Origin of the sequence: Streptomyces sp. Act143 (assembly GCF_003143935.1) — a bacterium.
Taxonomy (GTDB): Bacteria; Actinomycetota; Actinomycetes; order Streptomycetales; family Streptomycetaceae; genus Streptomyces.
The window spans coordinates 2720468-2746079 of sequence record NZ_QFRX01000001.1 but is presented as its reverse complement, the minus strand read 5'-3'; the positions used below and the strand labels follow the sequence as shown (position 1 = coordinate 2746079).

Sequence of the window (25612 nt, the reverse complement as noted above, 5' to 3'; positions counted from 1 at the left end):
GAATCGGATGATTTTCGGACCGCCGCACGGTGTGCCCGCCCGACGCCCCGTTCAGACGTCCTCCAGCAGCCTCTCCCGGCACTCCTCGACGTCGAAGTCGGCCTTCGGGTACTGCGGGTCCAGTGCCTCCAGGTGTTCCAGGAGGAGGCGGCTGACCGCCCAGTTCCGGTACCACTTGCGGTCGGCCGGGATCACGTACCAGGGGGCTTTCGCGGTGGAGCAGCGGCGCAGGGCGAGTTCGTACGCCTCCTGGTAGGCGGGCCACAGCGCGCGCTCGTCGATGTCGCCGGGGTTGAACTTCCAGTGCTTGTCCGGGCGGTCGAGGCGTTCGAGGAGGCGGGCGCGCTGTTCGTCGTAGGAGATGTGCAGGAAGCACTTGATGACGGTCACGTCGTTCTGGGCGAGGGACTCCTCGAAGCGGTTGATCCGGGCGTAGCGGCGGGTGACCTCGGAGCGCGGGGCGAGGTTGCGGACGCGGGCGATGAGGACGTCCTCGTAGTGGGAGCGGTCGAAGATGCCGATCTCGCCGGGGGCGGGGAGCGCCTGGCGGATGCGCCACAGGAACGGGTGCTTGCGCTCCTCGCGGGTCGGGGCCTTGAACGCCTTGATGCGGCAGCCGGAGGGGTTCAGCAGGCCGATGACGTGCTTGACCGTGCCGCCCTTGCCACTGGTGTCCATGCCCTGGAGGACCAGCAGGACGCGCCGCCGGTCGCCCGCCGTGCTCGCCGCCCACAGGCGTTCCTGGAGGTCGGCCAGGCGCTCACCCATCTGTTCGATCCCGGCCAGGCCCGCCTTCTTGTCCTCCGGGCCGCCGGGGGTCGCCCGGGTGTCGAAGGAAGCGAGGTCGACCCGCTTCCCGCCGTCCGGCACGCGGAGCAGCTTGCTGAGGCTCGGTTCCTTCTTGGCTCCCCTGGACCTCTTCCTGGCCACGGCGCACCCCTTCCGGTCCGGTGGTCCCTCGATCGTGCGCCCGGCGGGGAGGGGCCGCCAGCCGGGGTGCCCGGGGAACGCGGATGACCGACTCCCCGGGCATGGCTCGCCCGCCGCCCTACCGCCGCCAGGGCCCCGTCACGGCGAACGTGGTCCCGGGGGTGTAGCAGTTGACGAACATGGTCCGGCCGTCCGGGGAGAAGGTGACCCCCGCGAACTCACCCCACTCCGGCTCCTCCTCCGTCCCGATGTTCTGCGCGTTGCGGGCCATCGCGTAGACCTCGCCCTTCCGGGTCACCCCGAACACGTGCTGGGCCCCGTTGCCGTCCTCGCAGACCATGAGGCCGCCGCTGGGGGCCAGGCAGATGTTGTCGGGGGACTCGCCGGGGAGCTGGACGTCGGTGTCCGGGCCGAACACGATCACCAGGGTGAGGCGGCGCGCGGCGGGGTCGTAGCGCCAGATCTGCCCGTAGTGGTCCGCCGCCGAACCCTCCGCGCTGTGGGCGAAGGAGGAGACGAAGTACACGCAGCTCCCGCCCCAGTAGCAGCCCTCCAGCTTCTGCGCGTGCGTGATGCCCTTCGGGCCGAAGTCCTGGAGGCGGACGGGGGTCTGGGCGGCGAGCGGGTCCGGTACGTCGACCCACTCGATGCCCTCGAAGCAGGCGCCCGTCTCCTGGATCGAGGACAGGTCGGGCACGCCGGGGACGCGCATCGCCTGGAGCCGGCCGCCCGCGCGCAGGGAACCGGGGCCGCCCAGCGGCTGGTGGGGCAGGAAGCGGTAGAACAGGCCGAACGGCTTGAGGAACGCGTCCTCCGTCTCGTAGACGATGCCGCGCCTGGGGTCGACCGCGATCGCCTCGTGCTGGAAGCGGCCCATCGCCGTCAGGGGTACCGCGCCCGAGCGCCGCGGGTCCGCCCCGTCCACCTCGAAGATGAAGCCGTGGTCCTTGGTGTAGCCGTTGGTACCGGCCTTGTCCTCGGTCTCCTCGCACGTCAGCCAGGTGCCCCAAGGGGTGGGCCCGCCCGCGCAGTTGACGGCCGTACCGGCGATGGCGACGCGCTCCGACAGGACGTTGTTGTGGGCGTCCAGGGTCAGCGCCGTACAGCCGCCCTTGCCCATCGGGTCGTAGGTCAGGCCGTCGATCGTCGGGACCGGGACCTTGCCGGTGACCCGGTTCTCGTGGTTGCGGACCAGGTGGGTGCGGCCGTGTCTGCCGGCGAAGGCCGCCATGCCGTCGTGGTTGGAGGGGACCGGGCCTTCGCCGGAGCGGAGCTGGTCGCCCTCGCGGGAGAGAACCCGGTAGCGGAAACCTTCCGGCAGATCGAGCAGACCGTCCGGGTCGGGAACCAGCGGTCCGTAGCCGGTGTGGCCGAGGGACTGCGCCGCGGCGGTGCCCGTGAAGAGTTCGGAGAGGGCTCCCGTGAAGGCGATGCCCGCCCCCAAGGCGCCCGTGCGGGCCAGGATCTGACGTCGTGTTGCGGACATGGCGGAGCAACCTTCCTGCTGGCGGACAGGACTGTGACTCCGCTGTGTCTATCACCTGCGACGAGGTCCGGGAACCACGCGCGTAGACGTGTCACGCGCCGGAAGGGCCGCCCGGAGGAGGGCCCGAGGGGTGCTCCTGTGCCTTCTCCAGGAAGCGCAGCAGCTCCACCGGGAAGGGCAGCACGAGCGTGGAGTTCTTCTCGGCGGCGACCGCCACGACCGTCTGCAGCAGCCGCAACTGGAGCGCGGCGGGCTGCTCGGACATCTCCTTGGCGGCCTCGGCGAGCTTCTTGGACGCCTGGAGTTCGGCATCGGCGTTGATGATGCGCGCGCGGCGCTCGCGGTCGGCCTCCGCCTGCCGGGCCATGGAGCGCTTCATCGCGTCCGGCAGCGACACGTCCTTGATCTCGACGCGGTCGACCTGCACACCCCAGCCGACGGCCGGGCTGTCGATCATCAGCTCCAGGCCCTCGTTGAGCTTCTCGCGGTTGGACAGCAGGTCGTCCAGTTCGCTCTTGCCGATGATCGAGCGCAGGGACGTCTGGGCCATCTGGGAGACCGCGAACTTGTAGTCCTCGACCTTGACGAGCGCGCTCGCCGCGTCGACCACCCGGAAGTAGACGACCGCGTCCACGCGCACCGTCACGTTGTCCCGGGTGATGCCCTCCTGCGCGGGCACCGGCAGCGTGACGATCTGGAGGTTGACCTTGTGCATCCGGTCCACGAACGGCACCACCATCGTGAACCCCGGCTCCCGTACGTCGTCCAGCAGCCGGCCGAGCCGGAAGACCACCCCGCGCTCGTACTGCTTGACGACCCGGGCCCCGGCGGCGACGTAGACCACCCCGGCGGACCCGGCCGCCACGGCCGCGGTCAGCAGCTCCTGGAGCATGACGACCCCCTCGGGGAGAGGCCTGTTTGTCTGCTCCTGCAACGATATGCCCGGTGCCTGGCGCGGGGCCAGGCACCGGGCGGGGTGCTACACGGCGGTCATCCGCACCGGCTCGGTCCCCACCGCGCTGTGCCGCTCGGCCCAGTTCTCCAGGGCCGTACGGCAGGCGTGGTCCAGGTGGTGCAGGCCGGAGAGGTCCAGCTCCACCGGGCGGTCCTGCGGCAGCGACTCCAGGCTGTCGAGGATCTTCGGCAGCCGCAGGAAGGTCGCGTTGCCCGACAGGTACGCCTGGACGGGCCCGGCGCCCTTGTCGACGACCTCCAGCTTGATGTGCGAGGCCTCCCAGGCGGTCTTGGCCACCGCCAGCGCGAGCCCGATGAGCACGCCCTCGAACATGCTGACCGCGACGATCGACACGGCCGTGACCATGAGGATCAGCGCCTCACCGCGGTGCTCGCGCCACAGCGAGACGACCTCGCGGACCGGGATCAGCTTGGCGCCGGAGTAGATCAGGATGCCCGCCAGCGCCGGGAGCGGGATGTAGGCGAGGACGCCCGGCAGCAGGGCCGCGAACAGCAGCAGCCACCCGCCGTGCATGACCCGGGACGCCTTCGTCCGCGCGCCCGCCTGCACGTTCGCCGCGCTGCGCACGATCACCGCGGTCATCGGCAGCGCGCCCAGCACCCCGCAGAGCGCGTTGCCCGCGCCCTGCGCGACGAGTTCCTTGTCGTACGCGGTGCGCGGCCCGTCGTGCAACCGGTCCACGGCCGCCGCGCAGAACAGCGACTCGGCGGACGCGATCAGCGTGAACGCGACGATCGTGGCGAGCACGCCGACGCTCGCGAGCTCACCGAAGGCCGACGCGGACGGCGGCTGGACGGACCCCAGCAGCCCCTGCACCTCGACGGTCGCCACCGGCAGGGAGAACGCCAGGGCGGCGAGCGTGGCCAGACCGACCGCGGCGAGCGGACCGGGCACGGTCCGCACCTTCGCCGGCATCCGCTTCCACAGCACCAGCACGGCGATGGTGCCGACGCCGATCCCGAGCGAGGCCAGCGCCCCGGTGTCCCCGACGGCGTCGACGAGCGCGCCGGGCAGGCCGGCTATCTTGCCCAGGCCCGAGGCGGGAGCCTCCGTGTCGGCCATCGCGTACAGCTGCCCGGCGATCAGCACCAGACCGATACCGGCCAGCATGCCCTCGACGACGGAGACGGAGATGGCCCGGAACCAGCGGCCCACCTTCAGGGACCCCATGAGGATCTGGAGCAGGCCGGTGGCCAGCACGATGACCCCGAGGACGGGCAGCCCGAACTCCCGGACCGCCTCGAAGACCAGCACCGTCAGACCGGCGGCGGGGCCGGAGACCTGGAGGCTGCTGCCCCGCATGCTGCCGGTGACGATGCCGCCCACGATGCCGGTGACCAGCCCGAGTTCGGCCGGGACGCCCGAGGCGACGGCCACGCCGACGCACAGCGGCAGCGCGACCAGGAAGACGACCAGCGATGCGGCGAAGTCCTGCCGCAGGTGGGGGTATGTGGACGTCATGCCGGTCACAGCGCCTCGAACGCGTCGGTGTCCGCGCGGTGTTCGCGCACAGCTCCGGTGTGGACCTCGTAGTACCAGGCGCGCAGGGTCAGTTGACGGGCCGCCAGCTTCTTGTCGATGAACGGGTAGGAACGCAGGCGCAGGACCTGGGCCAGGACATGGCTCTGCACGCCCTCGGCGCAGGCCGGGTCCTCGGCCGCACCGGCCGGGCGCGGCTCGGCGCGGGCGAGCCAGTCCCGTACGGCGGGTACGGCGTCGAGGTCGTCGCCGCGCACCAGGGCGCCGACGGCGCCGCAGTGCGAGTGCCCGCAGACCACGATGTCGCGGACGCCGAGCACCTCCACGGCGTACTCGATGGTGGCCGCCTCGCTGGTGGGGTGCTCGGAGGCGTACGGGGGGACGATGTTGCCCGCGGTGCGCAGCTCGAAGAGCTCGCCGGGGCGGGCGCCGGTGATCAGGGCCGGAACGACCCGTGAGTCGGAGCAGGTGATGAACAGGACCTGGGGGGACTGGCCTTCGGCGAGTTTGGCGAACTCCTCAGGGCGCTGTCCGAACAGGCGGGCGTTGTCGATGAGGGGCTGCATGTGATGACTCCTCCTGGCGCGCCGCAGTGGCGCGTCGGACGTACATGACAGATGTGTGGGGGTGTGTCTGTGTGTGGGGGAGGCAGCCGGTTCCGGATGTCGCGGCGACGGAAGACCTGAAGGATCGCCGGGAACGGGCTGCCTAGGTTCTCGGGTCCCGCTGAGAACGGGTCCGAGCGGTGGGCCGAGCTTTGGGTGAAGCATCACGGATCGTGTGCGCGGTTGCGAACGATTCCGTGAGAGTGAACGGCGGAGGGGTGACCGGGGCGGTGGTGCGAGGCGCGAGCACGGTCGGTGCCGTCGTACCTCGAAGCATGCGCCCCCCTTCCGGCCGTTCATGGTTTACGTGCGGACCAAGCCTTGGTCAATGGCTGGTCAAGAAACACGGTAACCCTGCAAAGTTGTTTGCAGGGTTAACTTAGCGTTTCGAGCTGAAGAGAGCCTGAAAAGCGCTGGTGGCGTGGCGTGAACTGGCCCTTGATCTGCGGGGTTTCGCGGGTCAGTCGGACTCGATGAGCCGCTTGCCGTCGCGGGCCAGCGCGGTGAGCCGGGAGATCGCCCGGAAGTACTTCTTTCGGTAACCGCCCCGGAGCATGTCCTCGCTGAACAACTGGTCGAACGGCAACCCGGAGGCCAGGACCGGGACTTCACGGTCGTAGAGCCGGTCCGCGAGCACGACGAGCCGCAGTGCGGTGGACTGGTCCGGAACCGGCCGCACATCGGTGAGACACACGGCCTTCAGGCCATCGGTCAACGCGCCGTAACGGCTGGGATGAACCCGGGCGAGGTGCTCCAGCAGCTGCGGGAAGTCGTCGAGCGAGGCGTCCGCGGTGGCGTACGCCGTCTTCGTCACCTGCTCGTCGGAGTACGGCGCCGGCGCCTCGGGCAGGCCGCGGTGGCGGTAGTCCTCGCCGTCGATGCGCAGGGTGCGGAAGTGGGCGCTCAGTCCCTGGATCTCGCGCAGGAAGTCGACCGCCGCGAAGCGGCCCTCGCCGAGCTTGCCCGGGAGGGTGTTGGAGGTGGCGGCGAGGGCGACACCGGCCTCGACGAGCCTGGCGAGGAGGCTGGAGACGAGCACGGTGTCACCGGGGTCGTCGAGCTCGAACTCGTCGATGCAGAGCAGGCGGTGGCCGGAGAGCGTCCGGACCGTCTGCTGGAAGCCCAGGGCGCCGACGAGGTTGGTCAGCTCGACGAACGTGCCGAACGCCTTGAGGGAGGGCTCCGCCGGGGTGGCGTGCCACAGGGAGGCCAGCAGGTGGGTCTTGCCGACGCCGTAGCCGCCGTCGAGGTAGACGCCGCGCGGCCCGGCGGGGGTCTTGGCCCCCTTGGCCCTGCTCTTCCCGAATCCGAAGAACCCGCGCTTGCCGCCGGTGACGGCGTGCGCCCCGCCGAGCCCGCCCGCGAAGCCCTCGAGGACCTTGACGGCCTCGAACTGGCTGGGCTGGTTCGGGTCCGGGAGGTACGTGCTGAAGCGGACCGAGTCGAAGCGCGGCGGCGGCACCATCTCGGCGACCAGGCGGTCGGCGGGGACGTGCGGCTCGCGGGCGCACAGGGACACGGGGGCCGCGTCTGCTATCGGGCTGATCCCGGAGGCGGCGGTGGAGGACGACACGGTTCCCCATGCTAAGCGCCGTGCCACACTGCACGACATGCGACGCCTGTTCCCTGTGACCGACCAGACAGCGACGACGGCCTCCGGCGACGGGGCCGGGGATGTGAGGGCCGGGGGTGCGGAGGGGGCTCCGGGGGCGGTAGCGCTCGTGGGGGCCACTGAGGCGGAGGGTGCCGGTGCCGCCCGGGGTTCTGATCTCGTCGACCGCGAGTGGAGCCTCGACGAGCTGGCCGCCGCCTACGCCTACCCCGCGTCGGTCACGGCGCCCGCGGCCGGGGCGAGCGGCGGCGCCCGGGTGCCCTGGCTGCGGGCCAACATGGTCTCCACGCTCGACGGGGCCGCCCAGCACGACGGCAAGTCGCAGCCCATCTCCACCGCGGCCGACATGCGGATCTTCGGCACGCTGCGGGGGCTGGCCGATGTGGTCGTCGTCGGCGCGGAAACGGTACGCCAGGAGGGGTACCGGCCCGCACGCGCGCGGGCGGAGTTCGCCGCCGCCCGGGAGGCGGCCGGGCAGGGGCCGGCGCCGGCGATCGCGATCGTCAGCGCGAGCCTCGACCTCGACTTCTCGCTCCCGCTCTTCACCTCCCCCCTCGTCCCCACCCTGATCCTGACCGGCGCGGCCGCCGCTCCCGGCCGGGTCGCCACGGCGGAGAAGGCCGGCGCCCGGGTGGTGACCGCCGGTGACGGTGTGGGGGTGGAGCCCGCCCGGGCCGTGCGGGCGCTCGCCGACCTCGGGTTCGCCCGCTTGCTGACCGAGGGCGGTCCGCGGCTCCTCGGCCAGTTCGTGGCCGCCGGGGTGCTGGACGAGCTCTGTCTGACCGTCTCCCCGATGCTCACCGCGGGGGGCGCCCAGCGGATCGCCGGGGGGCCGGCCGTCGCGGTTCCGCAACGGTTCGCACTGGTGTCCCTGTTGGAGGAGGAGGGGTTTCTGTTCGGCCGCTACCAGCGCACTTGAAATTCGATCAGCGGTGCCGCCGGTCCCGAAAACGGCGGAATCAACCGTTCCGTTTAGCTTTCGACGGGCACACTAACTCTCGCAGTCCCCGTGAGATCACGGGGCAGGATGGTTTCCGCAGAAGGGGCGCGCGGTGTTCACAAGCGTTTTGATGATCGAGAAGGCCCTGACGTCCGCCGACGTGGAGTTCGTCACCACCTTGCACGGGGACGAGCAGGTCTCCTTCCACGTGCTCCTCCAGCCGCGCGGCGACCAGGCCGACCGGCTGCTGAGGGCCATCGACGACGTGGCGCTGGGCGAGCTGGACGAGGCGGCACGGGAGCGGGAGGTTCCCGAAGGTGCCGCCGCGAAGGACTTCGGGGAACGGGCGCTGGAGGTCTCCCTTCAGGCGCTGCGCGGCTCCGGGAGCGACGCGGAGGGCCGGCTGATCGAGGACCACCCGCTGGACGCGCTGAAGGCGCTGGTGGAGGAGATCGGGGCCGACGAGGTGATCGTGCTGACCGATCCGCACTACGTGGAGGAGTTCTTCCACCGGGACTGGGCCTCGCGGGCCCGGCACAAGGTGGGGGTGCCGGTGCTGAAGCTGTTCTCGCACAGCAAGGCCTGAGCGCCGCGGGGGTGCGGAGCCGATGCCGCCGCCGCAGGCCATAGGCTGGGGCGCCTGAACGTCCGCCTTATCTGTACGCACAGGGAGACATCACGTGGCACCCGGCACCCTTCCCACCGCCATGGACCGACCGCACTTCATCGGCATCGGCGGCGCCGGGATGTCGGGGATCGCGAAGATCCTCGCGCAGCGCGGGGCGAAGGTCGCGGGCAGCGACGCCAAGGACTCCGCGACCGCCGAGGCCCTGCGCGCGCTGGGCGCGACCGTGCACATCGGGCACGCGGCGGAGCACCTCGCCGACGACGCGAGCTGTGTGGTCGTGTCGTCGGCGATCCGCAGGGACAACCCGGAGCTGGCCCGCGCGGCGGAGCTGGGCATCCCGGTGGTGCACCGCTCCGACGCCCTCGCGGCCCTGATGGAGGGCCTGCGCCCGATCGCGGTCGCGGGCACCCACGGCAAGACGACCACGACCTCGATGCTCGCGGTGTCGCTGAGCGAGCTGGGCCGCAACCCGTCGTACGCCATCGGCGGCGACCTGGACGCCCCCGGCTCGAACGCGCTGCACGGCGAGGGCGAGATCTTCGTCGCCGAGGCGGACGAATCGGACCGCAGCTTCCACAAGTACGCCCCCGAGGTCGCGATCGTCCTCAACGTGGAGCTCGACCACCACGCGAACTACGCGTCCATGGACGAGATCTACGAGTCGTTCGAGACGTTCGCCGGGAAGATCGTCCCCGGCGGCACGCTGGTGATCAACGCCGACCACGAGGGCGCGCGGGAGCTGACCCGGCGGCTGGCGGGTTCGGTGCGGACGGTGACGTACGGGGAGGCGGAGGACGCCGACGTACGGGTGCTGTCGGTCGTCGCGCAGGGCCTGAAGAGCGAGGTCACGGTCCTCCTGGACGGCACGGAACTGGTCTTCGCGGTCTCCGTGCCCGGCCGCCACTACGCGCACAACGCGGTGGCCGCCCTCGCGGCGGGTGTGGCGCTCGGCATCCCGGCCACCGACCTCGCCCCCGCCCTGGCGGCGTACACGGGCGTGAAGCGGCGCCTCCAGCTGAAGGGCGAGGCGGCCGGCGTCCAGGTCATCGACTCCTACGCCCACCACCCGACCGAGATGACGGCCGACCTGGAGGCGATGCGGGCGGCGGCCGGTGACGCGCGCATCCTGGTGGTCTTCCAGCCCCACCTCTTCTCCCGCACCCAGGAGCTGGGCAAGGAGATGGGCCGGTCCCTGTCCCTCGCGGACGCCTCCGTGGTCCTGGACATCTACCCGGCCCGCGAGGACCCGATCCCCGGCATCACCAGCGACCTGATCATCGAGGCCGCCCGGGCCGCGGGCGCGGACGTGACGCCGGTCCACGACAAGGCGGACGTGCCGGCCGTGGTCGCGGGAATGTCGAGGCCGGGCGATCTGGTTCTCACCATGGGCGCGGGTGACGTGACAGACCTCGGCCCGCAGATCCTGGACCGCCTGTCGAAGTGAGGGGCTGAGCTTCATGTCGTACGACGTCGAAAAGCCGGAAGAGCAGTGGCGCGCGGAGCTGACTCCGGCCGAGTACGCCGTCCTGCGCCAGGCCGGCACGGAGCCCGCCTTCACGGGGGAGTACACCGACACCAAGACGAAGGGCGTGTACTCGTGCCGTGCCTGCGGTGCGGAGCTCTTCACCTCCACCACGAAGTTCGAGTCGCACTGCGGCTGGCCGAGCTTCTACGACCCCAAGGACACCGACGCGGTCGAGCTGATCGAGGACCGGTCGCACGGGATGGTGCGGACCGAGGTGCGGTGTGCTCGGTGCGGGTCCCACCTCGGGCATGTGTTCGAGGGGGAGGGGTATGCGACCCCGACCGATCAGCGGTACTGCATCAACAGCATCTCGCTGCGGCTGACGCCGGACGAGAGCTGAGCCGGGGTCCCTTCGCCGGGACCTAAGGGGCTCGCCCCGGTCATTCCGACCAGGGCGAGCCCCTTTCGGCTGTCGGGGCGCGACTCATCAGGGTGTCCAGTTCGGCGGCGAGGTCGGGGTGGGCGGGGGTGAGGTGCGGCCGGGTGGCGTTGAGGGGGGCGACGAGGACGGCGGAGTCGTCGTGGGCCAGGGCCGTGTGCAGGCGGCCGAGCAGGTCGCCGGCGTCGGCGGGCAGGTCGGTGAGGGCGGTGATCCGGCCCGCGATGCGGCGCAGGTCGGCGGCGTTGCGGCGGGCCCAGGTGGCGGTGGTGCGTTCCGTGGCGCGGCGTTCGCGGGTGGCCTGGACGCGTTGTTCGCCGGTGGTGCCCGCGGGGCCGGGCCGGCCTCGCAGATAGCGGCGTTCGGCTGCCTGGCGGCTCGCGACGCCCAGCGGTTGGGCCAGGTCGGCCCAACTGGCGCCCGCCTCGCGGGCGGTCTCGATCAGGCCGGTCTCCCAGCCGGCGAGCTCCTCGCGCACCTGCCGGAGCAGCAGCAGGGAGGCCAGGGCCTGTTCCGGGCCGACGTGAGGCGCCGCGGCCGCGCCGGGAGTGTCCTCCCGGGCGGTCTGCAAGGCGTCGTCGATGGCCCGCAGGGCCGCCGCGGCGGCCAGGAACGATGCCGGGCTGGATGCGTCGGCGTCGGGCGGCGTCGGCTGGTCGGCCGGGGTCATGGACACCTTCCTCGGACGGTCGGTCATGGGCGTCATCCTTCGGACGACATCACGTTTGTCATCCATTCGATGACATGCTACAACGGTTTCAGTGAGGCGCATTGGCAGCAACTGCCCGAACCTTCCTGGAGGTGTTTTCCGATGTTGATGCGCACCGACCCCTTCCGTGAGCTGGACCGGCTGGCCCAGCAGCTCATGGGCCCGGGCACCTGGTCGCGGCCGTCCCCGATGCCGATGGACGCCTATCGCGAGGGTGACCAGTACGTGGTGGCCTTCGACCTCCCCGGAGTCGACCCGGACGCCATCGACGTCGACGTCGAGCGCAACATGCTGACCGTCAAGGCCGAGCGCCGGCCCGTGGCCAAGGCCGACAACGTCCAGATGGAGCTGACGGAACGGCCGCTGGGCGTCTTCTCCCGCCAGCTCGTGCTGGCCGACACCCTGGACACCGAGCACATCCAGGCCGACTACGAAGCGGGCGTGCTCACCCTGCGCATCCCGATCGCCGAGCGCGCCAAGCCCCGCAAGATCGCCATCGGCGTCGGCTCAGGCCGCAAGGAGATCTCCGGCTGAGCCGGACGGACGAGGCTGAGCGGCCGTGAGAGCCGAACAGCGGCGAGAGCCGAACAGCGGCCAGGACTGAGCGGCGACGGAGGACGGGACCCGAACTCCCCCGGCCCGTCCTCCGCGCCCCGTGGACCGAGGAAGGGCGGCGGCCGACGTGACACTGCTACGCGAGGCGTTCCTCGACCAGGTGAAGGAACGCGGCGAGTACGACACCCCGCAGGAAGCCGAACGCGCGGCCCGCGTGGTGCTGGCCCTGCTGGGTGCCCACCTGGTCGGCGAGGTCCGCGCCCGGCTGGCGGCGCGGCTGCCGGAAGGCTTCGCCCTGATCCTCCTCAACCCGCTGCAGAGCGCCGAACCGCTGTCCCCGGAGCGGTTCGTGCGCGCGACGGCGGCCTGGATCGAAGGCGCCAGCGAACAGACCGCCGCCTGGGACGTCGGCGCCGTCCTCTCCACGGTCGCCGACACCGCCGGCGACGACCTCCTCGAGGAGATCCTGCTCCAGCTCCCCGCGGGCTACGACCTCCTCTTCGGCCGCCCCCGGCCCACCTGACCACCCATCAACCGGTGACCGCACACCGGTCACCACGACCCCGGTGACAGAAAGGCAACCACCACCGTGATCTCCGACCAGCGCGCACCGAGCCGGCAGCACCACGGCACGGCGTACGAGCACATGCTGGAAAAGGTCCGCTACGACGGCGCCTACCCCACCCGTGAGAAGGCCGACGACGCCGTCCGCCTCGTCCTCGCCGGCCTGGGGCGCCAGCTGACCGGTGACGAACGCGTCGAACTGGCCGCCCGGCTGCCCCTCGAAGCCGCCCGCATCCTCACCGCCCAGATCCCCGACACACAGCCGCTGGGCGGCTGGGCCTTCGTCAAGGACCTCGCCGCGCGCACCGGTGCCTCCCTGGCCACCACCCGCTGGGACACCGGTTCCGTCTTCTCCGCCGTCGCCGCCTACGCCGGTCCCGACCTCATCACCCGCATCGTGCACCGCCTCCCCTCCGGCTACGCGCTGCTGTTCGGCCGCGCCGAACTCACCCAGGCCGCGTAGGCGCCCCGCGCGCCGTGCCGCCCCGCCCCCGCCTGACCGGAACTCGGCCGGTCCGTCACACGCGGACGGGATACTTGTGTCTTCTCAGGACATGGGCGACCAAGAGGGAGTGCAGCGGTGGACTCTGACGGATCAACAGGCCGTCGGGGCGGGCGGCATGCGGTCGTCGTCGGCGGCAGCCTCGCGGGGCTGCTCGCGGCGCACGTCCTGGCCGGGCACGCCGACCGGGTGACCGTCGTCGAGCGCGACCGGTTCCCGGACGACGGCACGGCCCGGCCCGGCGTACCGCAGGGACGGCATCCGCATGTGCTGCTGAAGGGCGGCCAGGCGGCCATGGAGTCCCTGCTGCCGGGCTTCGTCGCGGAGTTGCGGGCGGCCGGGGCGCCCCGGGTGGGCATGCCGACGGACATGGTGCTGTGGCAGAACGGCCGCTGGTACCGGCGGGTGCCGACGTCGACGTACATCTACACCGGCTCCCGCGCGCAGCTCGAAGGGCTGGTGCGGCGGCGGGTTCTCGCCAATCCCGCGATCAGTGTCATGGCGGGGACCGAGGTCGTCGGGCTGAGCGGTGACGCCTCCCGCGTGCGGGGGGTTGTCGTGCGGGAGCGGTCCGGTGACGCCCGTGCCGGGTCCCGGGCACTGGCCGCCGATCTCGTCGTCGACGCCTCCGGCGGCGGCACCAAGGCCGCGCAGTGGCTCGCGGGGATCGGTGCCGCGAGCCCGTACGAGGAGACCATCGACACCGGGCTCGCCTACGCCTCCCGCGTCTACCGGGGCCGGGCGGGTGTCCTCGACGGCGACACCCTCGGCTACTACGTCTACCCCGGCACCGGACAGGTCCACGGCGGCGGTGCGCTGCCGCTGGAGGACGGCACCCATCTGGTGATCGTCTCGGGACTTCGCGGCGACGAACCGCCCACGGACGACGACGAGTTCGTGACATACACCAAGAGGCTGGCGCATCCGCTCCTGGACCGCTGGCTGGAGGACGCCGAGCCGCTGTCCCCGGCGTTCGGCTACCGGCGCACCGCGAACGTCCGGCGCCGCTACGACCTGCCCGGCCACCCCGCCGGTTTCCTCGCCACCGGCGACGCGCTGTGCGCCTTCAACCCGATCTACGGGCAGGGCATGGCCGTCGCGGCGATGAGCGCCGTGGCCCTGCGGGACGCGCTCGCCGACCGGCGCCGGACGCCCACGACGCGACGGGTGCAGCAGGCGCTGCTCGGGGCGTCCCGGCTGGCCTGGGACATCTCCGCCGGCGCGGACCGCAAGATGCCGGGCGCGGTCGGCAACGCGCTCGACGGCAGGTCCTCGGACCGCGTCACCGGCTGGTATCTGCGCCGGGTCCAGGAACGGGCCCCCGGTGACGCCGTCGTCGGCGACGCCTTCCGCGCGGTGCTCCAGCTCGCGGCGCCGGTCACCGCGCTGTTCGCCCCGTCCGTGGCCCGCGCGGTCCTCTTCCGGCCCCCGGCCGCGACTCCCGCCGAGCCCCCGGAGACGCCGGAGGCCGCCGGCTGACGGCCGTCGCGGCCCTGGCGGAGCGTGTCCGCCAGGGCCGCGACGGCCTTGCCTTCGGAGTGGCCCAGGTCGCATTCGCCTGTCGTCCGGGATACGGGAAGCCGCCGGGACGGCCAGGAGTTCGAGTTGCCGCTCCCGGGCCCCCGTGACCTCATGGAAAGGCGTCGGCTCCGCTGATCCCGAGTGGGCGGAGCCCTCGGTGACCATCCGTGAGCGGAGTCCGGGAGCGTGTTCATGGCCAGTGTGTCGACGGCTGGGAAGGGCGAAGTGGTCCGGGATGCAGGCGCCGACGAGCGGCCCTCCCCAGCGGCCTGGCGGAACCTGGTGGTGGCCACGATCGGCTTCACGCTCACCTTCTGGGCGTGGAACCTGATCGCACCGCTGGCCGGCCAGTTCGACGACGACCTGCACATGACGTCCTTCGCGCAGTCCGTGCTGGTCGCCGTGCCCGTGCTGGTCGGCTCGCTCGGCCGGGTGCCCGTCGGCGCGCTCACCGACCGCTACGGCGCCCGGCTGATGTTCCCGGTGGTCAGCGCCCTGACGATCGTGCCCGTGCTGCTGCTCATCCCCACCCACACGTCCTATGTGGCGCTGGTGCTGGTGGGTTTCGTGCTCGGCCTCGGCGGCACCACCTTCGCGATCGGCGTGCCGCTGGTCAACGCCTGGTTCCCGCCCAGGCACCGGGGCGCCGCCCTCGGCGTCTTCGGCATGGGCATGGGCGGTGTCGCGCTGTCCGGGTACTTCACGCCCCGGATGTACAAGCACAGCGAGAACCTGCCGTTCATCGTGCTGGCCATCGCCCTCGCCGGATACGCCGTCCTCGCCTTCCTGTTCATCAACGACCGGCCCGGACGCCCCGTCCCCAGCACCCCGCTCACCACCCGGCTCGGCCAGGCCGGACGGCTCCGGGTGACCTGGGAGCTGTCCGCCCTGTACGCCATCGGGTTCGGCGGCATCGTCGCGTTCGGCGTCTATCTGCCGACCTACCTCAAGACCTGGTACGAGCTCGACGCCACCGACGCGGGCACCAGGGCCGCCGGGTTCGCCCTGGTCGCCGTGGTGTTCCGGCCCATCGGCGGGTGGCTGTCGGACCGTGTCCACCCGGCGGTGGTCACCGCGGTCGCCCTCGGCGCGGTGGCCGTCCTCGCCGTCGTCCAGGCCTTCGACCCGACGCTGGTGCCGACCGCCACGGTCTGTCTGCTGGTGATGGCCGCCGCCCTCGGCGCGACCAGCGGGGCGGTGTTCGCGCTGGTCGCCCGGGTCACCCCGCAGCCGCAGGTCGGCAGCGTGACCGGCATCGTCGGCGCGGTCGGCGGACTCGGCGGATTCGTGCCGCCGCTGGTCATGGGCGCCGTCTACAGCGCCAAGGACTCCTACTCCATCGGCTTCATGCTGCTGTCCGACCTGGCACTGGCGGGCTGCGTGTACGCGTACGGGCGGATGCGGGAGGCGGGGCGGGAAAAGGAGCGGGCGGCTGTGTGACGGTCGGAACGGACCGGGGCTCACAGCACCTTCCGCTGTACCAGCGCCGACAGCACCAGCGCCCCCGGCAGCAGCGGCACCCACACCGTCAGCACCCGGTAGCCGACGGCCGTCGCGGTCGCCAGGCCCGTCGGGGCGCCGAATCCGACCAGCGCGAACACCAGCGCCGCGTCCACCGGCCCGACGCCGCCCGGCGCGGGCACCGCCCCCGACCGCGGTGCTCGCGACGAGGAAGGCGAAGGCGACCTGCGTCCAGGACAGGGGCAGGCCGAGCGCGGCGCCGATGAATCGCCGGAGGGGCGCGGCACTCGCCCGGTGGTCATGAATCAAACAATCCATAGCCATGTTGACTTCCGGCTGAACCAGCCAGAAGAATCCCGAAGGTGACCCACGCAGCGCACCTGTCCCAAGGCCGCCTCCTCCCGTCCGACCTGGACGAGGCGGCTCACCGCTGTCTCGTCGCCGGGTTCGACGGCACCACGACCTTCCCCGACACCCTCAAACGGCTGATCGACCGAGGGCTCGGCGGGGTCATCCTGTTCACCCGCAACGTGCGCGATGCGGAACAGGTCCGTGAGCTCACCGACGCGCTGCGGGCACTGCGGCCCGATCTGCTGGTCGCCATCGACAACGAGGGCGGCGGCATCGGGCACCTGGTCGCGGCGGGTGCGCCCGAGGTCCCCGGCTCCTACGCCCTCGGCGTCGTCGACGACCCCGCCCTCACCGCCCGGTGTGCCGACGCCCTCGCCGGCCACCTGGCGACCCTGGGCATCACCGCCTCCTACGCCCCCGTCGCCGACCTCCAGCACCGGCCGGACAACCCGATCGTGCGCACCCGCTCCTTCGGCGCCGACCCCGGGCTCGCCGCGCGTCATCTGCGCGCCTGGATCACCGCCACCGAAGGGCGCGGCATCGCCTCCTGCGCCAAGCACTTCCCCGGCCACGGCGGCACCGAGACCGACAGCCACCACGGCATCGCCGTCGATCCGCGGCCGTACGACGAACTGCTCGTCGATCTCGAACCGTTCCGCGCCGCCGTCGCCGCGGGCGTGCCGATGCTGATGAGCGCGCACGTCGTCTATCCCGCGCTCGACGCCAACCGCCCCGCCACCCTCAGCCGCCGCATCCTCGGCGACCTGCTCCGGCACGACCTCGGCTTCGAGGGGGTCCTGGTCAGCGACGCCCTGGAGATGAAGGCGATCGCCGAACGGTACGGCGAGGCGGCCGGGGCGCGGATCGCGCTCGCCGCCGGGGCCGACCAGGTGATCGTCGCCGTACCGGATCTGGAGGTCACACTGGCCTGCCGGGACGCGGTCCTCGACGCGCTGCGCTCCGGGGTGCTGATCGAGGGCCGGGTGCGGGAGGCGGCGGAGCGGGTGCGGCGGCTCGCCGAGCGGTACGCCACCCCGGCCGGGACGGTCGCCGCCTGGGACGCGGACGCCGGTCCGGACGCCGCGCGCCGGGCCGTACGACGGGCCGCGGGGAGCCGGGGTGTGCCGTCCGCCGTCCGCGGGGCCCACGTCGTCGACCTGTTCCCGCCGCCGCACCCGGCCCTCAACTGGGGCGGCGAGGACCTGCTGACCCCGGTCTTCGCCCTCGACCCCACGGCCGTCGGAACGGCGGTGGCCGGCGAACCCGCCGACCCCGCCGCCCTGGCCGACGGCATCCTGGGCCGCGACCGGCCCCTCGTCCTCGCCACCTGCGACGCCGGACTCCACCCCTGGCAGGCCCGGCTCCGCGACGCCCTTCTGGCCCGCCGCCCCGACGCGATCCGGATCGACACCGGGCTGCCGGAGGGCGGTGCCCTCTGCTCGTACGGGCGGGGGCGGGTGAACCTGCTGGCGGTCGCGGAGGTGCTGACGGGGGCCGGTGCCTGACGGTGCGGCGGGACCGGTGCTCAAAGGCCCGGCAGCAGGACGTTCTCGATCCCGCGGGCGGCCAAGTACCCCTCGTCCTCCGCCCGTTCGGCCAGGACGACCGCCGGGCGGACCCCGCGCGCCCGCATGCGCATCCACGCCTCGAAGTACTCGCCGCCCGGCCCGGACACCGACCGGGTCCCCGGGGTGCAGTCCAGCACCAGGGCGGTCTCCCGGGGCCGGGCGGTGTGCGGCCCGGCGACGGCCTCCGCCAGGGCCTCGGCGATCGGCTTGGGGCGGCCGGCCGCGTCGAACAGGCCTAGGGTGTACTCGAGTTCGGGGAAGTCGGCGAGCGAGCGGTCCACGTCGTGGGAGCACCACCACGTCACGCCCCACAGCCCCTCGCACTCGGCCGCGTTCCGCACGGTCGCCCGCGCGAACTCCGGCGCGTCGGCCGCCGGGATGTGCGGCTCGGGGGCGCCCGTCTCCTGGACCCACACCGGACGCGCCGGGTCGACGGCGTACGCCTTCGCCAACTCCGTGCCGTACTCGGCGAGATGCTGCACCTGCGGGGAGCGCGGGCCGTAGCGGCGGGCGCAGTCGCCGGAGAACACCCAGGGGTGGACGGTGGTCAGATCGCCCTTGCGGGCCGAGGCCTCGGGGGTGAAGGGGTGGTCGTCGCCGTACCAGGCGGCGTCGTAGGCGGAGTGCGTGACCAGTCCGTGCGCGCCGAGCCCGTCGCGGGCGGCGGCCAGGAGGGTGTCCAGGTAGTGGTCGGCCTCCGCCGGTGTCACCGGGTTGTGCTCGACCAGGTTGTTGAGCTCGTTGCCGAGCTGGAGGCCGATGAGGTGGGGGCGGCCCGCCAGGGCGCGGCCGAGGGTGCGGAGGAGGTCCGCCTGGGCCTCGACGGCGTCCGGGTCGGTGAAGACGTTGCGGTGGTGCCAGCTGCGGGTCCACTCCGGGTAGAAGTCGAAGCTCGACAGGTGCCCCTGCACACCGTCCACCATCACGTCGAGACCGGCCTCGCCCGCCAGGTCGACGAGGTGCGCCAGCTGGTCGACGGCCGAGGTGCGGATGTGGGTGCGGTTGGGCTGGAGCAGCGGCCACAGGTGGAAGACCCGGACGTGGTCGAGACCGAGGCCGGCTATCTGCGCCAGGTCCTCGCGGGCGCGGCCCGGGTCGAAGTCGTGCCACGAGTGGAACCAGCCGTGGCGGGGCGTGTAGTTGACGCCGAAGCGGAGCGTGCGGATGGGATCCTCCCCGGGCCGGGCCTTGTCCTGCGCGAATGTATCAATCACCATAGTCGTCGATGGGTAATGATTTGAACCAGGAAGTGGCACGGGCCGGCGAACCGGATCTGGTCGTCGGGCTCGACGCCGGCGGCACCCGCACCCGCGCGCTGCTCGCGCCCGCCTCCGGCGCCGCGGGCGGGCGTGTGCTGGGCGAGGGGACCGCCGGACCGGGCAACGCCCTGACCGTGCCGGAGCCACGGCTCGTCGAGCATCTCGCCGAGGCCCTCGGCGCCGCCGTGCCCGAGTCCGCCCGCGGCAGGGTGACCGCGGTCGCCGGCGGCTTCGCGGGCGCCACGTCGGCCTCGCCCGACGACCCCGGTTCCGTCCGCGCCCGCACCGCCCTCACCGCCGCCCTGGACCGCCTCGGCATCCCGGCCGGACCGCCCGGCATCTGGAGCGACATCGAGGCCGCCTTCGCCTCCGCCCCCGGCACCCCGGCCGACGGTCTCGCCCTGGTCGCCGGGACGGGCGCGGTCGCGATGCGCATCAGCGACCGCCGCGCCACCACCACCGTGGACGGCGACGGCTGGCTCCTCGGTGACGAGGGCAGCGGCTTCTGGATCGGGCGCGGCGCGGTCCGGGCCGCGTTGCGCATGGCCGACGGGCGGGGCCCGGCCACGCTCCTGGCGCTCTCCGTCGGGCGGGCGCTGGGGCTGCCGGGCGAGGTGCTGCCGGGCGGCGTGCCGACGGGCGAGGTGCCGACGGGCGAGGTGTCGCCAGGCGAGGTGCTGCCGGGCGACGGCTGGAGCCGGGAGGGGCGCGAGGCCTACCGCATGCACCTCCTCCCCACCGTCATGGCCGAACCCCCGGTCCGGCTCGCCCGGTTCGCGCCGCTGGTCGCCGAGGCGGCACGGCGCCACGACGCCGTCGCCGCGGCGCTCCTGGACCGGGCGGCGGAGCATCTCGCCGACACCGTACGGGCGCTGGAGCCGCGCCCCGGCGAACGGATCGTCGCCACCGGCGGTCTCCTCGGCCCCGAAGGTCCCCTAGACGGCCCCCTGAACTCCCGGCTCCACGCCCACGCACTGACCCTCGACTGGGTGCCCGACGGCTGTCAGGGAGCCGTGGCCCTCGCCCGACTCGACCGAGGACGCCGCCGATGACGACGTACCGCGACCCCGCCGCACCGCTCGACGCCCGCGTCCACGACCTGCTCTCCCGCATGACCCTGCGCGAGAAGGCCGGCCAGCTCAACCAGCGCATGTACGGGTGGGACGCCTACCGCCGCACCCCGGACGGCGGTTTCGAGATCACCGACGCCCTGCGCGCCGAGACCGAGCGCTTCGCCGGCCTCGGCGCCCTGTACGGCCTCCAGCGCGCCGACGCCTGGTCCGGCGTCGACCACGGCCACGGACCCGACGCCGAGGACGCCGCCGCCCTCGCCGACCTCGTCCAGCGCCATGTCGTCGACAGCAGCCGTCTCGGCATCCCCGCCCTGTTCGTCGAGGAGGTCCCGCACGGCCTGATGGCCCTCGACGGCACCGTCCTCCCCGTCAACCTGGCCGTCGGGGCGACCTGGGACCCCGGACTCCACGAGCGCGCCGCCGCCCACGCCGCCGCCGAACTGCGGGCCCGCGGCGGCCATGTCGCCCTCGTCTCCGCGCTGGACATCGCCCGCGACCCCCGCTGGGGCCGCACCGAGGAGTGCTTCGGCGAGGACCCGTTCCTCGCCGCACGCCTGACGGAGGCGGTCGTGCGGGGCATGCAGGGTGATCCCGGCGAACGCTTCGCCGCCGACCGGGCCCCCGTCGTCCTCAAGCACTTCGCCGGACAGGGCGCCACCGTCGGCGGCCGCAACTCCGCCGAGTCCGAACTCGGGCTGCGGGAACTGCACGAGATCCACCTGCCCGCCGCCCGGGCGGGCGTCCGCGCCGGGGCCGCCGCCGTCATGGCCGCCTACAACGAGGTCGACGGCATGCCCTGCTCCGGCAACCCCGCCCTGCTCACCGGAGTTCTCAGGGAGGACTGGGGCTTCGAGGGGATCGTGATGGCCGACGGGCTGGCCGTCGACCGGCTGGCGCGGGTCACCGGTGACCGGGTCTCGGCGGGTGCGCTGGCCCTCAACTCCGGTGTGGACCTCAGCCTTTGGGACGAGGGCTTCACACGCCTGGAGGAGGCGGTGGAGCGGGGACTCGTGACGGAGGCGACCCTGGATGCCGCCGTCGCCCGCGTCCTGCGCCTCAAGTTCCGCCTGGGGCTGTTCGACCGGCGGCGGACCGCACCCCCGGCGCCGGCCGGCGGCACGGAGCTCAGCGTCGCCGTCGCCCGCGCCGCCGTCACCCTCCTGCGCAACGACGGCACGCTCCCCATCGGCGCCGACGTCTCCCGCATCGCCGTGCTCGGACCCCAATCCGCCACCCCGGCCCACCAGTCGGGCGACTACACCGCCCCGCAGCGCCCCGGCACCGGCAGCAGCGTCCTCGACGCCCTGCGCCGCCTCGCCCCGCCCGGCGTCGGCATCCGGCACGCCCGTGGCTGCGCGCTGACCGGCGACGACCGCTCCGGCATCCCCGAGGCGGTCGCCGCGGCCGCCGCCTCCGACCTCGCCGTGCTGGTGCTGGGCGGCAGCAGCGCCCGTACGCCGGACACCGGCTTCGCCGCCAACGGGGCGGCCCTGACCGCCGTTTCGGAGATGACCTGCGGCGAGGGCGTCGACCTGGCGGGACTGCGGTTCGGCGCCGCGCAGTACGCCCTCCTGGACGCCGTCGTCGCCACCGGCACCCCCACGGCGGTCGTCCTGATCCAGGGGCGCCCGCACGTCGTGCCCGACCGGGCGGGAGCGCTCCTCACCGCCTGGTACCCGGGGCCCTGGGGCGGCGAGGCCATCGGCGAGGTGCTGCTCGGACTCACGGAACCCGCCGGCCGGCTCCCCGTCTCCGTCCCGCGCTCGGCCGCCCAGCTCCCCGTCCACTACAACCACAAGGACACCGAGTACGGCGGCTACGCCGACGCCGACGCCGAGCCGCAGTACTCCTTCGGGCACGGACTGTCGTACACGAGCTTCGGGTACGGGCCGCCCCGCGCGTCCGGCCGTACCGTCACCGTCGATGTCACCAACACCGGGCGGCGGTACGGCCGTTCGGTCGTGCAGGTCTATCTGCGGCGGCTGATCGCCACCACCTGGCCGCGCACCCTCGAACTGTGCGCGTTCGAGGGGGTCGGCCTCGCGGCGGGGGAGCGGCGCACGGTCACGCTGACGCTCGACAACGAGCTGACCGGCCTGCTGGAGCTGCGCGTCGCCGAGTCGGCGCGGGCGGCGCTCACCGCCGTACCCGTCCGGGTCGACCTCAGAGCTTGACCGCCCCCGACGACACGCCCTTGTAGAACCACCGCTGCGTGATCACGAACAGGACCAGCACCGGGATCACGGAGATCACCGAACCGGCCATCACCATCCGCTGGTCGTAGCCGAAGGACGACGACTGCAACCGGGAAAGCCCCAGCGTCAGTGTCATGTTGTCCTCGGAGCGCAGCACGATCAGCGGCCACAGGAAGTCGTCCCAGGCGCTGATGAAGGTGTTGATGACCACCACCATGATCGCGCCCCACGCGGACGGCAGGTAGAGGTACCGGAAGCGCTGCCACTCGTTCGCGCCGTCGAGCATCGCCGAGTCCTCGATCTCGCGCGGCACCGCGAGGAACGCGCCCCGCATCAGCAGCACGTTGATGGCCCCGACGAATCCGGGCAGCCACACGCCCGCCAGGCTGTCCACCAGGCCCAGGTCGCGGATGCTCAGGAACAGCGACACCATGATCGACTCGAAGGGGAACATCATCGACGCGATCAGAACCACCCAGACCGCCTTGCGGCCCTTCCAGCCGGGCTTGGAGAGCATGTAGCCGGCCGTGGTGGAGAAGACGAGCTGGCTGGTGATCGACAGGACGACCACGATCAGGCTGTTCCTGATGTACGTGGCCACCGGGACCTGTTCGAAGACGGTGCGGTAGGCGCGCAGCGTCGGGTGGTGCGGCAGCAGGGTGGCGTCCGCGCCGAAGACGTCCTCGCCCGTGCTCTTCAGGGAGGCCAGCAGCTGCCAGAGCAGCGGGCCGACCGTGAGACCGAGGACGAGGAACAACAGCAGGTAGCGGACGGCGAGTTCACGCGGACGGCCGTAGTCGCGCCAGCGGGGCAGGAAGCGTCGGCGCCGGGCCGGAACAGCGGTCGTCACGACTCGTCCTCCTTCGTCAGGCGCTGCGCCAGCAGGGTCAGGCCCAGCGTCAGCGCGAACAGGGCCACGCTGACGGCCGAGCCGTAACCGGCGTTGCCGGTGATGGGGTCCAGGCCGACGTCCCGGATGTAGAAGGGCAGGGTGCGGTCGGCGCCGCCGGGGCCGCCGGTGGAGCTGCCGAGCATGTAGATCTCGGTGAACACGCGCAGCGAGCCGATGCCGGTGAGGGTGCCGACGAGCATCATGGCCTGGCGGACGCCGGGGACCGTGATGTGCCAGAAGCGGCGGACCGCTCCGGCGCCGTCCATGGCGGCGGCCTCGTGCAGTTCCTTGGGGACGTTCCCGAGGGCGGCCAGATAGAAGACCATGTACCAGCCGAGGCCCTTCCACAGGGTCAGGCCCATCGCGGACAGCAGGATCAGCCACGAGTCCGACAGGAACGGAATCGCCGACCTGATCAAGTGGGCCTTCTCCAGCCAGGTGTTGACCAGCCCGTCGTCCGCGAGCAGCCACTGCCAGCTCAGCCCCACGACCACGCTGGAGGCCAGCACCGGCGTGTAGAACGCGGAGCGGAAGAAGCCGATGCCGGGGAGGTTCTTCTCCACCAGCACGGCCAGCAGCAGCGGCAGCAGCACCATCAGGGGGACGACGACGAGCGCGTACAGGATGCTGTTGCGGGTCGCCAGCCAGAAGTCCGAGTCGTCCAGCATCCGCGTGTAGTTGTCGACTCCGACGAAACTCGCGGCGCCGCCGAGCGGCTTGGCGTTCGTGAACGACAGCAGGACGGTGTTGAGGAACGGGAAGACGCCGAAGACCACCGCACAGGCGATCGCGGGCGCGGTCCACAGCCACGGCAGCCACCAACGGCGGTACATCGCCGCCCCGTTGGCCCCGGCGGACGGGCCGGGGAGCAACGCCCGGAGGCGGGAGGGGGCCGGGCCCGGCACGGATGTCTCCGTGCCGGGCACCGGTACCGGCTTCGTGATCTCGGCCGTCACCGTCAACCCGCCTGCTTCAGAAGCTCGTTCGCCTTCTCCTGGGCGTCCTTGACGGCCTGCTCGGGGCTCTTCTTGCCCTGCATGGCCAACTGCACCTGGGCGACGATCGCGTTCTGCACGGCCGGGGAGAGGTTGGTCTGGTTGGTGCTGGCTGTCTTCAGCTGGTCGGCGACGAGCTTGCGGGCCTGGGAGAACGGGTCGCTGCCGCCGGCGTTCTGGAAGAACGGGTCGTTCAGCGACGCGGTGGTGGTCGGGAAGATCACCACGTCCGGGTCCTTGCACCAGGCCGTCTGGTTCTCGGCGTCGGTGAGGAACTCCGCGAACGACAGTGCGGTGGGCGCGTTCTTGCTGGTCGCGGCGACCGAGATGTACTGCGGGGCACCGGCGGAGGCGCGGCCGAGCGCGTCGTAGGGCTGCTGGCCGACGGCCGTCCTGTCGTACACCGACGGGCTGTTCTGCTTCACGAACCGCACGAAGCTGGGGTTCGTCGAGCCGTAGGCGACCTTGCCCTGGCTGTAGAGCGTGGACGGGTCGTTGCTGGAGGACAGCGAGTCCTTCGGCATCGCGCCCGCCTTGTACAGCTTCGCCATCCAGGCGACCCACTGGGTGGTGCGCGGGTCGTCGGCGAACACGGCGGACCTGCCGTCGCCGGAGAGGACCTTGATGCCCATCTGGTCGAAGTCGGCCGGGATGCGCCAGATCGGGTTGGCCATCGTGGCGTAGAACTTGCCGTCGCCCGCCTCGGCGATCTTCTCGTAGTCGGCGAACAGCCCGAAGATGCTCGTCGGCGGCTTCGCCGGGTCGACGCCGGCCTTCTCCAGCAGGTCCTTGTTGTACGTCAGGACGACACCGCCGGTGTACCAGGGCAGCGCGGTGTGGATCGCCTTGCCGTCGGCGTCCTTGAAGGCGGCGGACTTCCAGAACGACGGGACGAACGGCTTGGCGGCGTCCGGGTCCTTGGTGCCGACGTCGAGGAGGTAGCCGGCCTTGGTGAGGGCCGTCGCCGTGGGCGCGTTGACGTTGATGACGTCCGCCAGCGTGCAGGCCTGGGCGTCGGCGACCGTGCGGCTGGTGAAGGTGTTGTCGCCCGGGTCGTCGATCCACTTGACCTCGGCGCCGGGGTGGGCCTTCTCGAAGGCGGCGATCACCCCGTTGAAGAAACCTCCGAAGTCTTTCTTCAAGTTGGTGGTCTGGAAGGTGATCGTGCCCTTGACGTCCCCGGTCAGCTTCCCCGACCCGACATTGCCCTTGTCGACCTTGCAGCCGCCCGCGGTGGCGCCCCCGTCGCTGGAGCCGCCGCCCGACAGGCCGCACCCGGCGGCCGTCAGCGTCAGGGCCACGAGACAGGCAAGGGATCCGGTCACTCTTCTCGCACGCATGAACTGTCCTCTCGGCTGGTTCAAATCACCAACTTGGGCTCCGATTGATGAAAAGGTGGACCAGAAT

The 25612-nt window shown here is 72.3% G+C and carries 23 protein-coding genes and 1 pseudogene; 12 read left to right on the top strand and 12 right to left on the bottom strand.

Going from position 1 to position 25612, the window contains the following annotated elements; genetic code table 11:
• Positions 1 to 51 precede the first annotated feature (51 nt).
• From DI272_RS12290 to zapE, 6 genes are all read right to left on the bottom strand, one after another.
• Positions 52 to 930, bottom strand: coding sequence for a PPK2 family polyphosphate kinase (locus DI272_RS12290; protein WP_109495402.1), 879 nt, complete (start codon positions 928 to 930; stop codon positions 52 to 54).
• A gap of 118 nt (positions 931 to 1048) precedes the next feature.
• Complete coding sequence (locus DI272_RS12285) at positions 1049 to 2416, bottom strand: PhoX family protein (RefSeq protein WP_109495401.1); 1368 nt, start codon at positions 2414 to 2416, stop codon at positions 1049 to 1051.
• A 91-nt stretch (positions 2417 to 2507) separates the two neighbouring features.
• Positions 2508 to 3308, bottom strand: a complete 801-nt coding sequence (locus DI272_RS12280) for a slipin family protein (protein WP_109495400.1) — start codon at positions 3306 to 3308, stop codon at positions 2508 to 2510.
• A gap of 87 nt (positions 3309 to 3395) precedes the next feature.
• The gene (locus tag DI272_RS12275; RefSeq protein WP_109500809.1) at positions 3396 to 4853 is read right to left on the bottom strand and encodes a SulP family inorganic anion transporter; all 1458 of its coding nucleotides are present in this window, start codon (positions 4851 to 4853) and stop codon (positions 3396 to 3398) included.
• A gap of 5 nt (positions 4854 to 4858) precedes the next feature.
• Positions 4859 to 5437: a carbonic anhydrase gene (locus DI272_RS12270; RefSeq protein WP_109495399.1), complete on the bottom strand. Its 579-nt coding sequence runs from the start codon at positions 5435 to 5437 to the stop codon at positions 4859 to 4861.
• A 499-nt stretch (positions 5438 to 5936) separates the two neighbouring features.
• Complete coding sequence (gene zapE / locus DI272_RS12265) at positions 5937 to 7049, bottom strand: cell division protein ZapE (RefSeq protein WP_109500808.1); 1113 nt, start codon at positions 7047 to 7049, stop codon at positions 5937 to 5939.
• 37 nt (positions 7050 to 7086) lie between these two features.
• On the opposite strand from zapE, the gene DI272_RS12260 reads away from it, so the two are divergent.
• The 4 genes from DI272_RS12260 to msrB all read left to right on the top strand — a co-directional run bounded on the left by DI272_RS12260 (position 7087) and on the right by msrB (position 10521).
• Complete coding sequence (locus DI272_RS12260; protein WP_109500807.1) at positions 7087 to 8007, top strand: pyrimidine reductase family protein; 921 nt, start codon at positions 7087 to 7089, stop codon at positions 8005 to 8007.
• A gap of 133 nt (positions 8008 to 8140) precedes the next feature.
• Positions 8141 to 8614 carry an indole-3-glycerol phosphate synthase gene (locus tag DI272_RS12255; RefSeq protein ID WP_181387169.1) on the top strand — a complete coding sequence of 158 codons (474 nt, stop codon included), beginning with the start codon at positions 8141 to 8143 and terminating at the stop codon, positions 8612 to 8614.
• A 94-nt stretch (positions 8615 to 8708) separates the two neighbouring features.
• Positions 8709 to 10100 carry a UDP-N-acetylmuramate--L-alanine ligase gene (gene murC / locus DI272_RS12250; protein ID WP_109495397.1) on the top strand — a complete coding sequence of 464 codons (1392 nt, stop codon included), beginning with the start codon at positions 8709 to 8711 and terminating at the stop codon, positions 10098 to 10100.
• 13 nt (positions 10101 to 10113) lie between these two features.
• Positions 10114 to 10521 carry a peptide-methionine (R)-S-oxide reductase MsrB gene (gene msrB, locus DI272_RS12245; protein ID WP_109495396.1) on the top strand — a complete coding sequence of 136 codons (408 nt, stop codon included), beginning with the start codon at positions 10114 to 10116 and terminating at the stop codon, positions 10519 to 10521.
• Between the two features lie 40 nt (positions 10522 to 10561).
• On the opposite strand, the gene DI272_RS12240 is transcribed toward msrB, so the two are convergent.
• The gene (locus DI272_RS12240; protein WP_109500806.1) at positions 10562 to 11230 is read right to left on the bottom strand and encodes a type III effector protein; all 669 of its coding nucleotides are present in this window, start codon (positions 11228 to 11230) and stop codon (positions 10562 to 10564) included.
• Between the two features lie 141 nt (positions 11231 to 11371).
• Here DI272_RS12240 and DI272_RS12235 point away from each other — a divergent pair, with 141 nt between their 5' ends.
• From DI272_RS12235 to DI272_RS12215, 5 genes are all read left to right on the top strand, one after another.
• On the top strand, positions 11372 to 11803 hold the full coding sequence (locus DI272_RS12235) for an Hsp20/alpha crystallin family protein (RefSeq protein WP_109495395.1): 432 nt from the start codon (positions 11372 to 11374) through the stop codon (positions 11801 to 11803).
• Positions 11804 to 11951: 148 nt separating this feature from the next.
• Positions 11952 to 12347, top strand: a complete 396-nt coding sequence (locus DI272_RS12230) for a DUF2267 domain-containing protein (RefSeq protein WP_109495394.1) — start codon at positions 11952 to 11954, stop codon at positions 12345 to 12347.
• A gap of 66 nt (positions 12348 to 12413) precedes the next feature.
• Positions 12414 to 12851, top strand: a complete 438-nt coding sequence (locus DI272_RS12225; protein WP_109495393.1) for a DUF2267 domain-containing protein — start codon at positions 12414 to 12416, stop codon at positions 12849 to 12851.
• 117 nt (positions 12852 to 12968) lie between these two features.
• Positions 12969 to 14369 (top strand): NAD(P)/FAD-dependent oxidoreductase, encoded by a 1401-nt coding sequence (locus DI272_RS12220; protein ID WP_109495392.1) that lies wholly within the window; start codon positions 12969 to 12971, stop codon positions 14367 to 14369.
• Positions 14370 to 14603: 234 nt separating this feature from the next.
• A complete protein-coding gene (locus DI272_RS12215) occupies positions 14604 to 15851 on the top strand; it encodes a NarK/NasA family nitrate transporter (protein WP_109495391.1) in 1248 nt (415 codons plus the stop codon).
• A gap of 20 nt (positions 15852 to 15871) precedes the next feature.
• On the opposite strand, the pseudogene DI272_RS12210 reads toward DI272_RS12215, so the two are convergent.
• A pseudogene (locus DI272_RS12210) lies at positions 15872 to 16163 on the bottom strand (lysylphosphatidylglycerol synthase domain-containing protein); the annotation flags it as partial.
• A 71-nt stretch (positions 16164 to 16234) separates the two neighbouring features.
• Here DI272_RS12210 and DI272_RS12205 point away from each other — a divergent pair.
• A complete protein-coding gene (locus tag DI272_RS12205; protein ID WP_109495390.1) occupies positions 16235 to 17728 on the top strand; it encodes a glycoside hydrolase family 3 N-terminal domain-containing protein in 1494 nt (497 codons plus the stop codon).
• Positions 17729 to 17748: 20 nt separating this feature from the next.
• On the opposite strand, the gene DI272_RS12200 is transcribed toward DI272_RS12205, so the two are convergent.
• Positions 17749 to 19008, bottom strand: a complete 1260-nt coding sequence (locus tag DI272_RS12200; protein ID WP_109495389.1) for a cellulase family glycosylhydrolase — start codon at positions 19006 to 19008, stop codon at positions 17749 to 17751.
• An 8-nt stretch (positions 19009 to 19016) separates the two neighbouring features.
• Here DI272_RS12200 and DI272_RS12195 point away from each other — a divergent pair, with 8 nt between their 5' ends.
• Together DI272_RS12195 and DI272_RS12190 are read left to right on the top strand one after the other, a co-directional pair.
• Positions 19017 to 20102 (top strand): N-acetylglucosamine kinase, encoded by a 1086-nt coding sequence (locus DI272_RS12195; RefSeq protein ID WP_109495388.1) that lies wholly within the window; start codon positions 19017 to 19019, stop codon positions 20100 to 20102.
• On the top strand, positions 20099 to 22297 hold the full coding sequence (locus tag DI272_RS12190; RefSeq protein WP_109495387.1) for a glycoside hydrolase family 3 N-terminal domain-containing protein: 2199 nt from the start codon (positions 20099 to 20101) through the stop codon (positions 22295 to 22297). Before DI272_RS12195 ends, DI272_RS12190 begins: the two co-directional genes overlap by 4 nt.
• On the opposite strand, the gene DI272_RS12185 is transcribed toward DI272_RS12190, so the two are convergent.
• Genes DI272_RS12185 through DI272_RS12175 form a run of 3 tightly spaced genes read right to left on the bottom strand, consistent with a single transcriptional unit; the run spans position 22287 to position 25545 of the window.
• On the bottom strand, positions 22287 to 23168 hold the full coding sequence (locus DI272_RS12185) for a carbohydrate ABC transporter permease (RefSeq protein ID WP_109495386.1): 882 nt from the start codon (positions 23166 to 23168) through the stop codon (positions 22287 to 22289). The two genes, DI272_RS12190 and DI272_RS12185, sit on opposite strands and share 11 nt — an antisense overlap.
• Entirely contained in the window at positions 23165 to 24166 is a 1002-nt protein-coding gene (locus DI272_RS12180) for a carbohydrate ABC transporter permease (RefSeq protein WP_109495385.1), read from the bottom strand. Before DI272_RS12180 ends, DI272_RS12185 begins: the two co-directional genes overlap by 4 nt.
• A gap of 2 nt (positions 24167 to 24168) precedes the next feature.
• Complete coding sequence (locus DI272_RS12175; RefSeq protein WP_109495384.1) at positions 24169 to 25545, bottom strand: extracellular solute-binding protein; 1377 nt, start codon at positions 25543 to 25545, stop codon at positions 24169 to 24171.
• Positions 25546 to 25612 lie beyond the last annotated feature (67 nt).

Excerpts from the sequence above, each read along its gene's own strand:
- DI272_RS12260 (WP_109500807.1), top strand. The coding sequence starts at position 7,087 with ATGCGACGCCTGTTCCCTGTGACCGACCAGACAGCGACGACGGCCTCC.
- DI272_RS12275 (WP_109500809.1), bottom strand. The coding sequence starts at position 4,853 with ATGACGTCCACATACCCCCACCTGCGGCAGGACTTCGCCGCATCGCTG.
- DI272_RS12215 (WP_109495391.1), top strand. The coding sequence starts at position 14,604 with ATGGCCAGTGTGTCGACGGCTGGGAAGGGCGAAGTGGTCCGGGATGCA.
- DI272_RS12200 (WP_109495389.1), bottom strand. The coding sequence starts at position 19,008 with ATGGTGATTGATACATTCGCGCAGGACAAGGCCCGGCCCGGGGAGGAT.
- msrB (WP_109495396.1), top strand. The coding sequence starts at position 10,114 with ATGTCGTACGACGTCGAAAAGCCGGAAGAGCAGTGGCGCGCGGAGCTG.
- DI272_RS12270 (WP_109495399.1), bottom strand. The coding sequence starts at position 5,437 with ATGCAGCCCCTCATCGACAACGCCCGCCTGTTCGGACAGCGCCCTGAG.
- DI272_RS12190 (WP_109495387.1), top strand. The coding sequence starts at position 20,099 with ATGACGACGTACCGCGACCCCGCCGCACCGCTCGACGCCCGCGTCCAC.
- DI272_RS12195 (WP_109495388.1), top strand. The coding sequence starts at position 19,017 with ATGGGTAATGATTTGAACCAGGAAGTGGCACGGGCCGGCGAACCGGAT.
- DI272_RS12175 (WP_109495384.1), bottom strand. The coding sequence starts at position 25,545 with ATGCGTGCGAGAAGAGTGACCGGATCCCTTGCCTGTCTCGTGGCCCTG.
- DI272_RS12285 (WP_109495401.1), bottom strand. The coding sequence starts at position 2,416 with ATGTCCGCAACACGACGTCAGATCCTGGCCCGCACGGGCGCCTTGGGG.
- DI272_RS12240 (WP_109500806.1), bottom strand. The coding sequence starts at position 11,230 with ATGACCCCGGCCGACCAGCCGACGCCGCCCGACGCCGACGCATCCAGC.
- DI272_RS12235 (WP_109495395.1), top strand. The coding sequence starts at position 11,372 with ATGTTGATGCGCACCGACCCCTTCCGTGAGCTGGACCGGCTGGCCCAG.
- DI272_RS12280 (WP_109495400.1), bottom strand. The coding sequence starts at position 3,308 with ATGCTCCAGGAGCTGCTGACCGCGGCCGTGGCGGCCGGGTCCGCCGGG.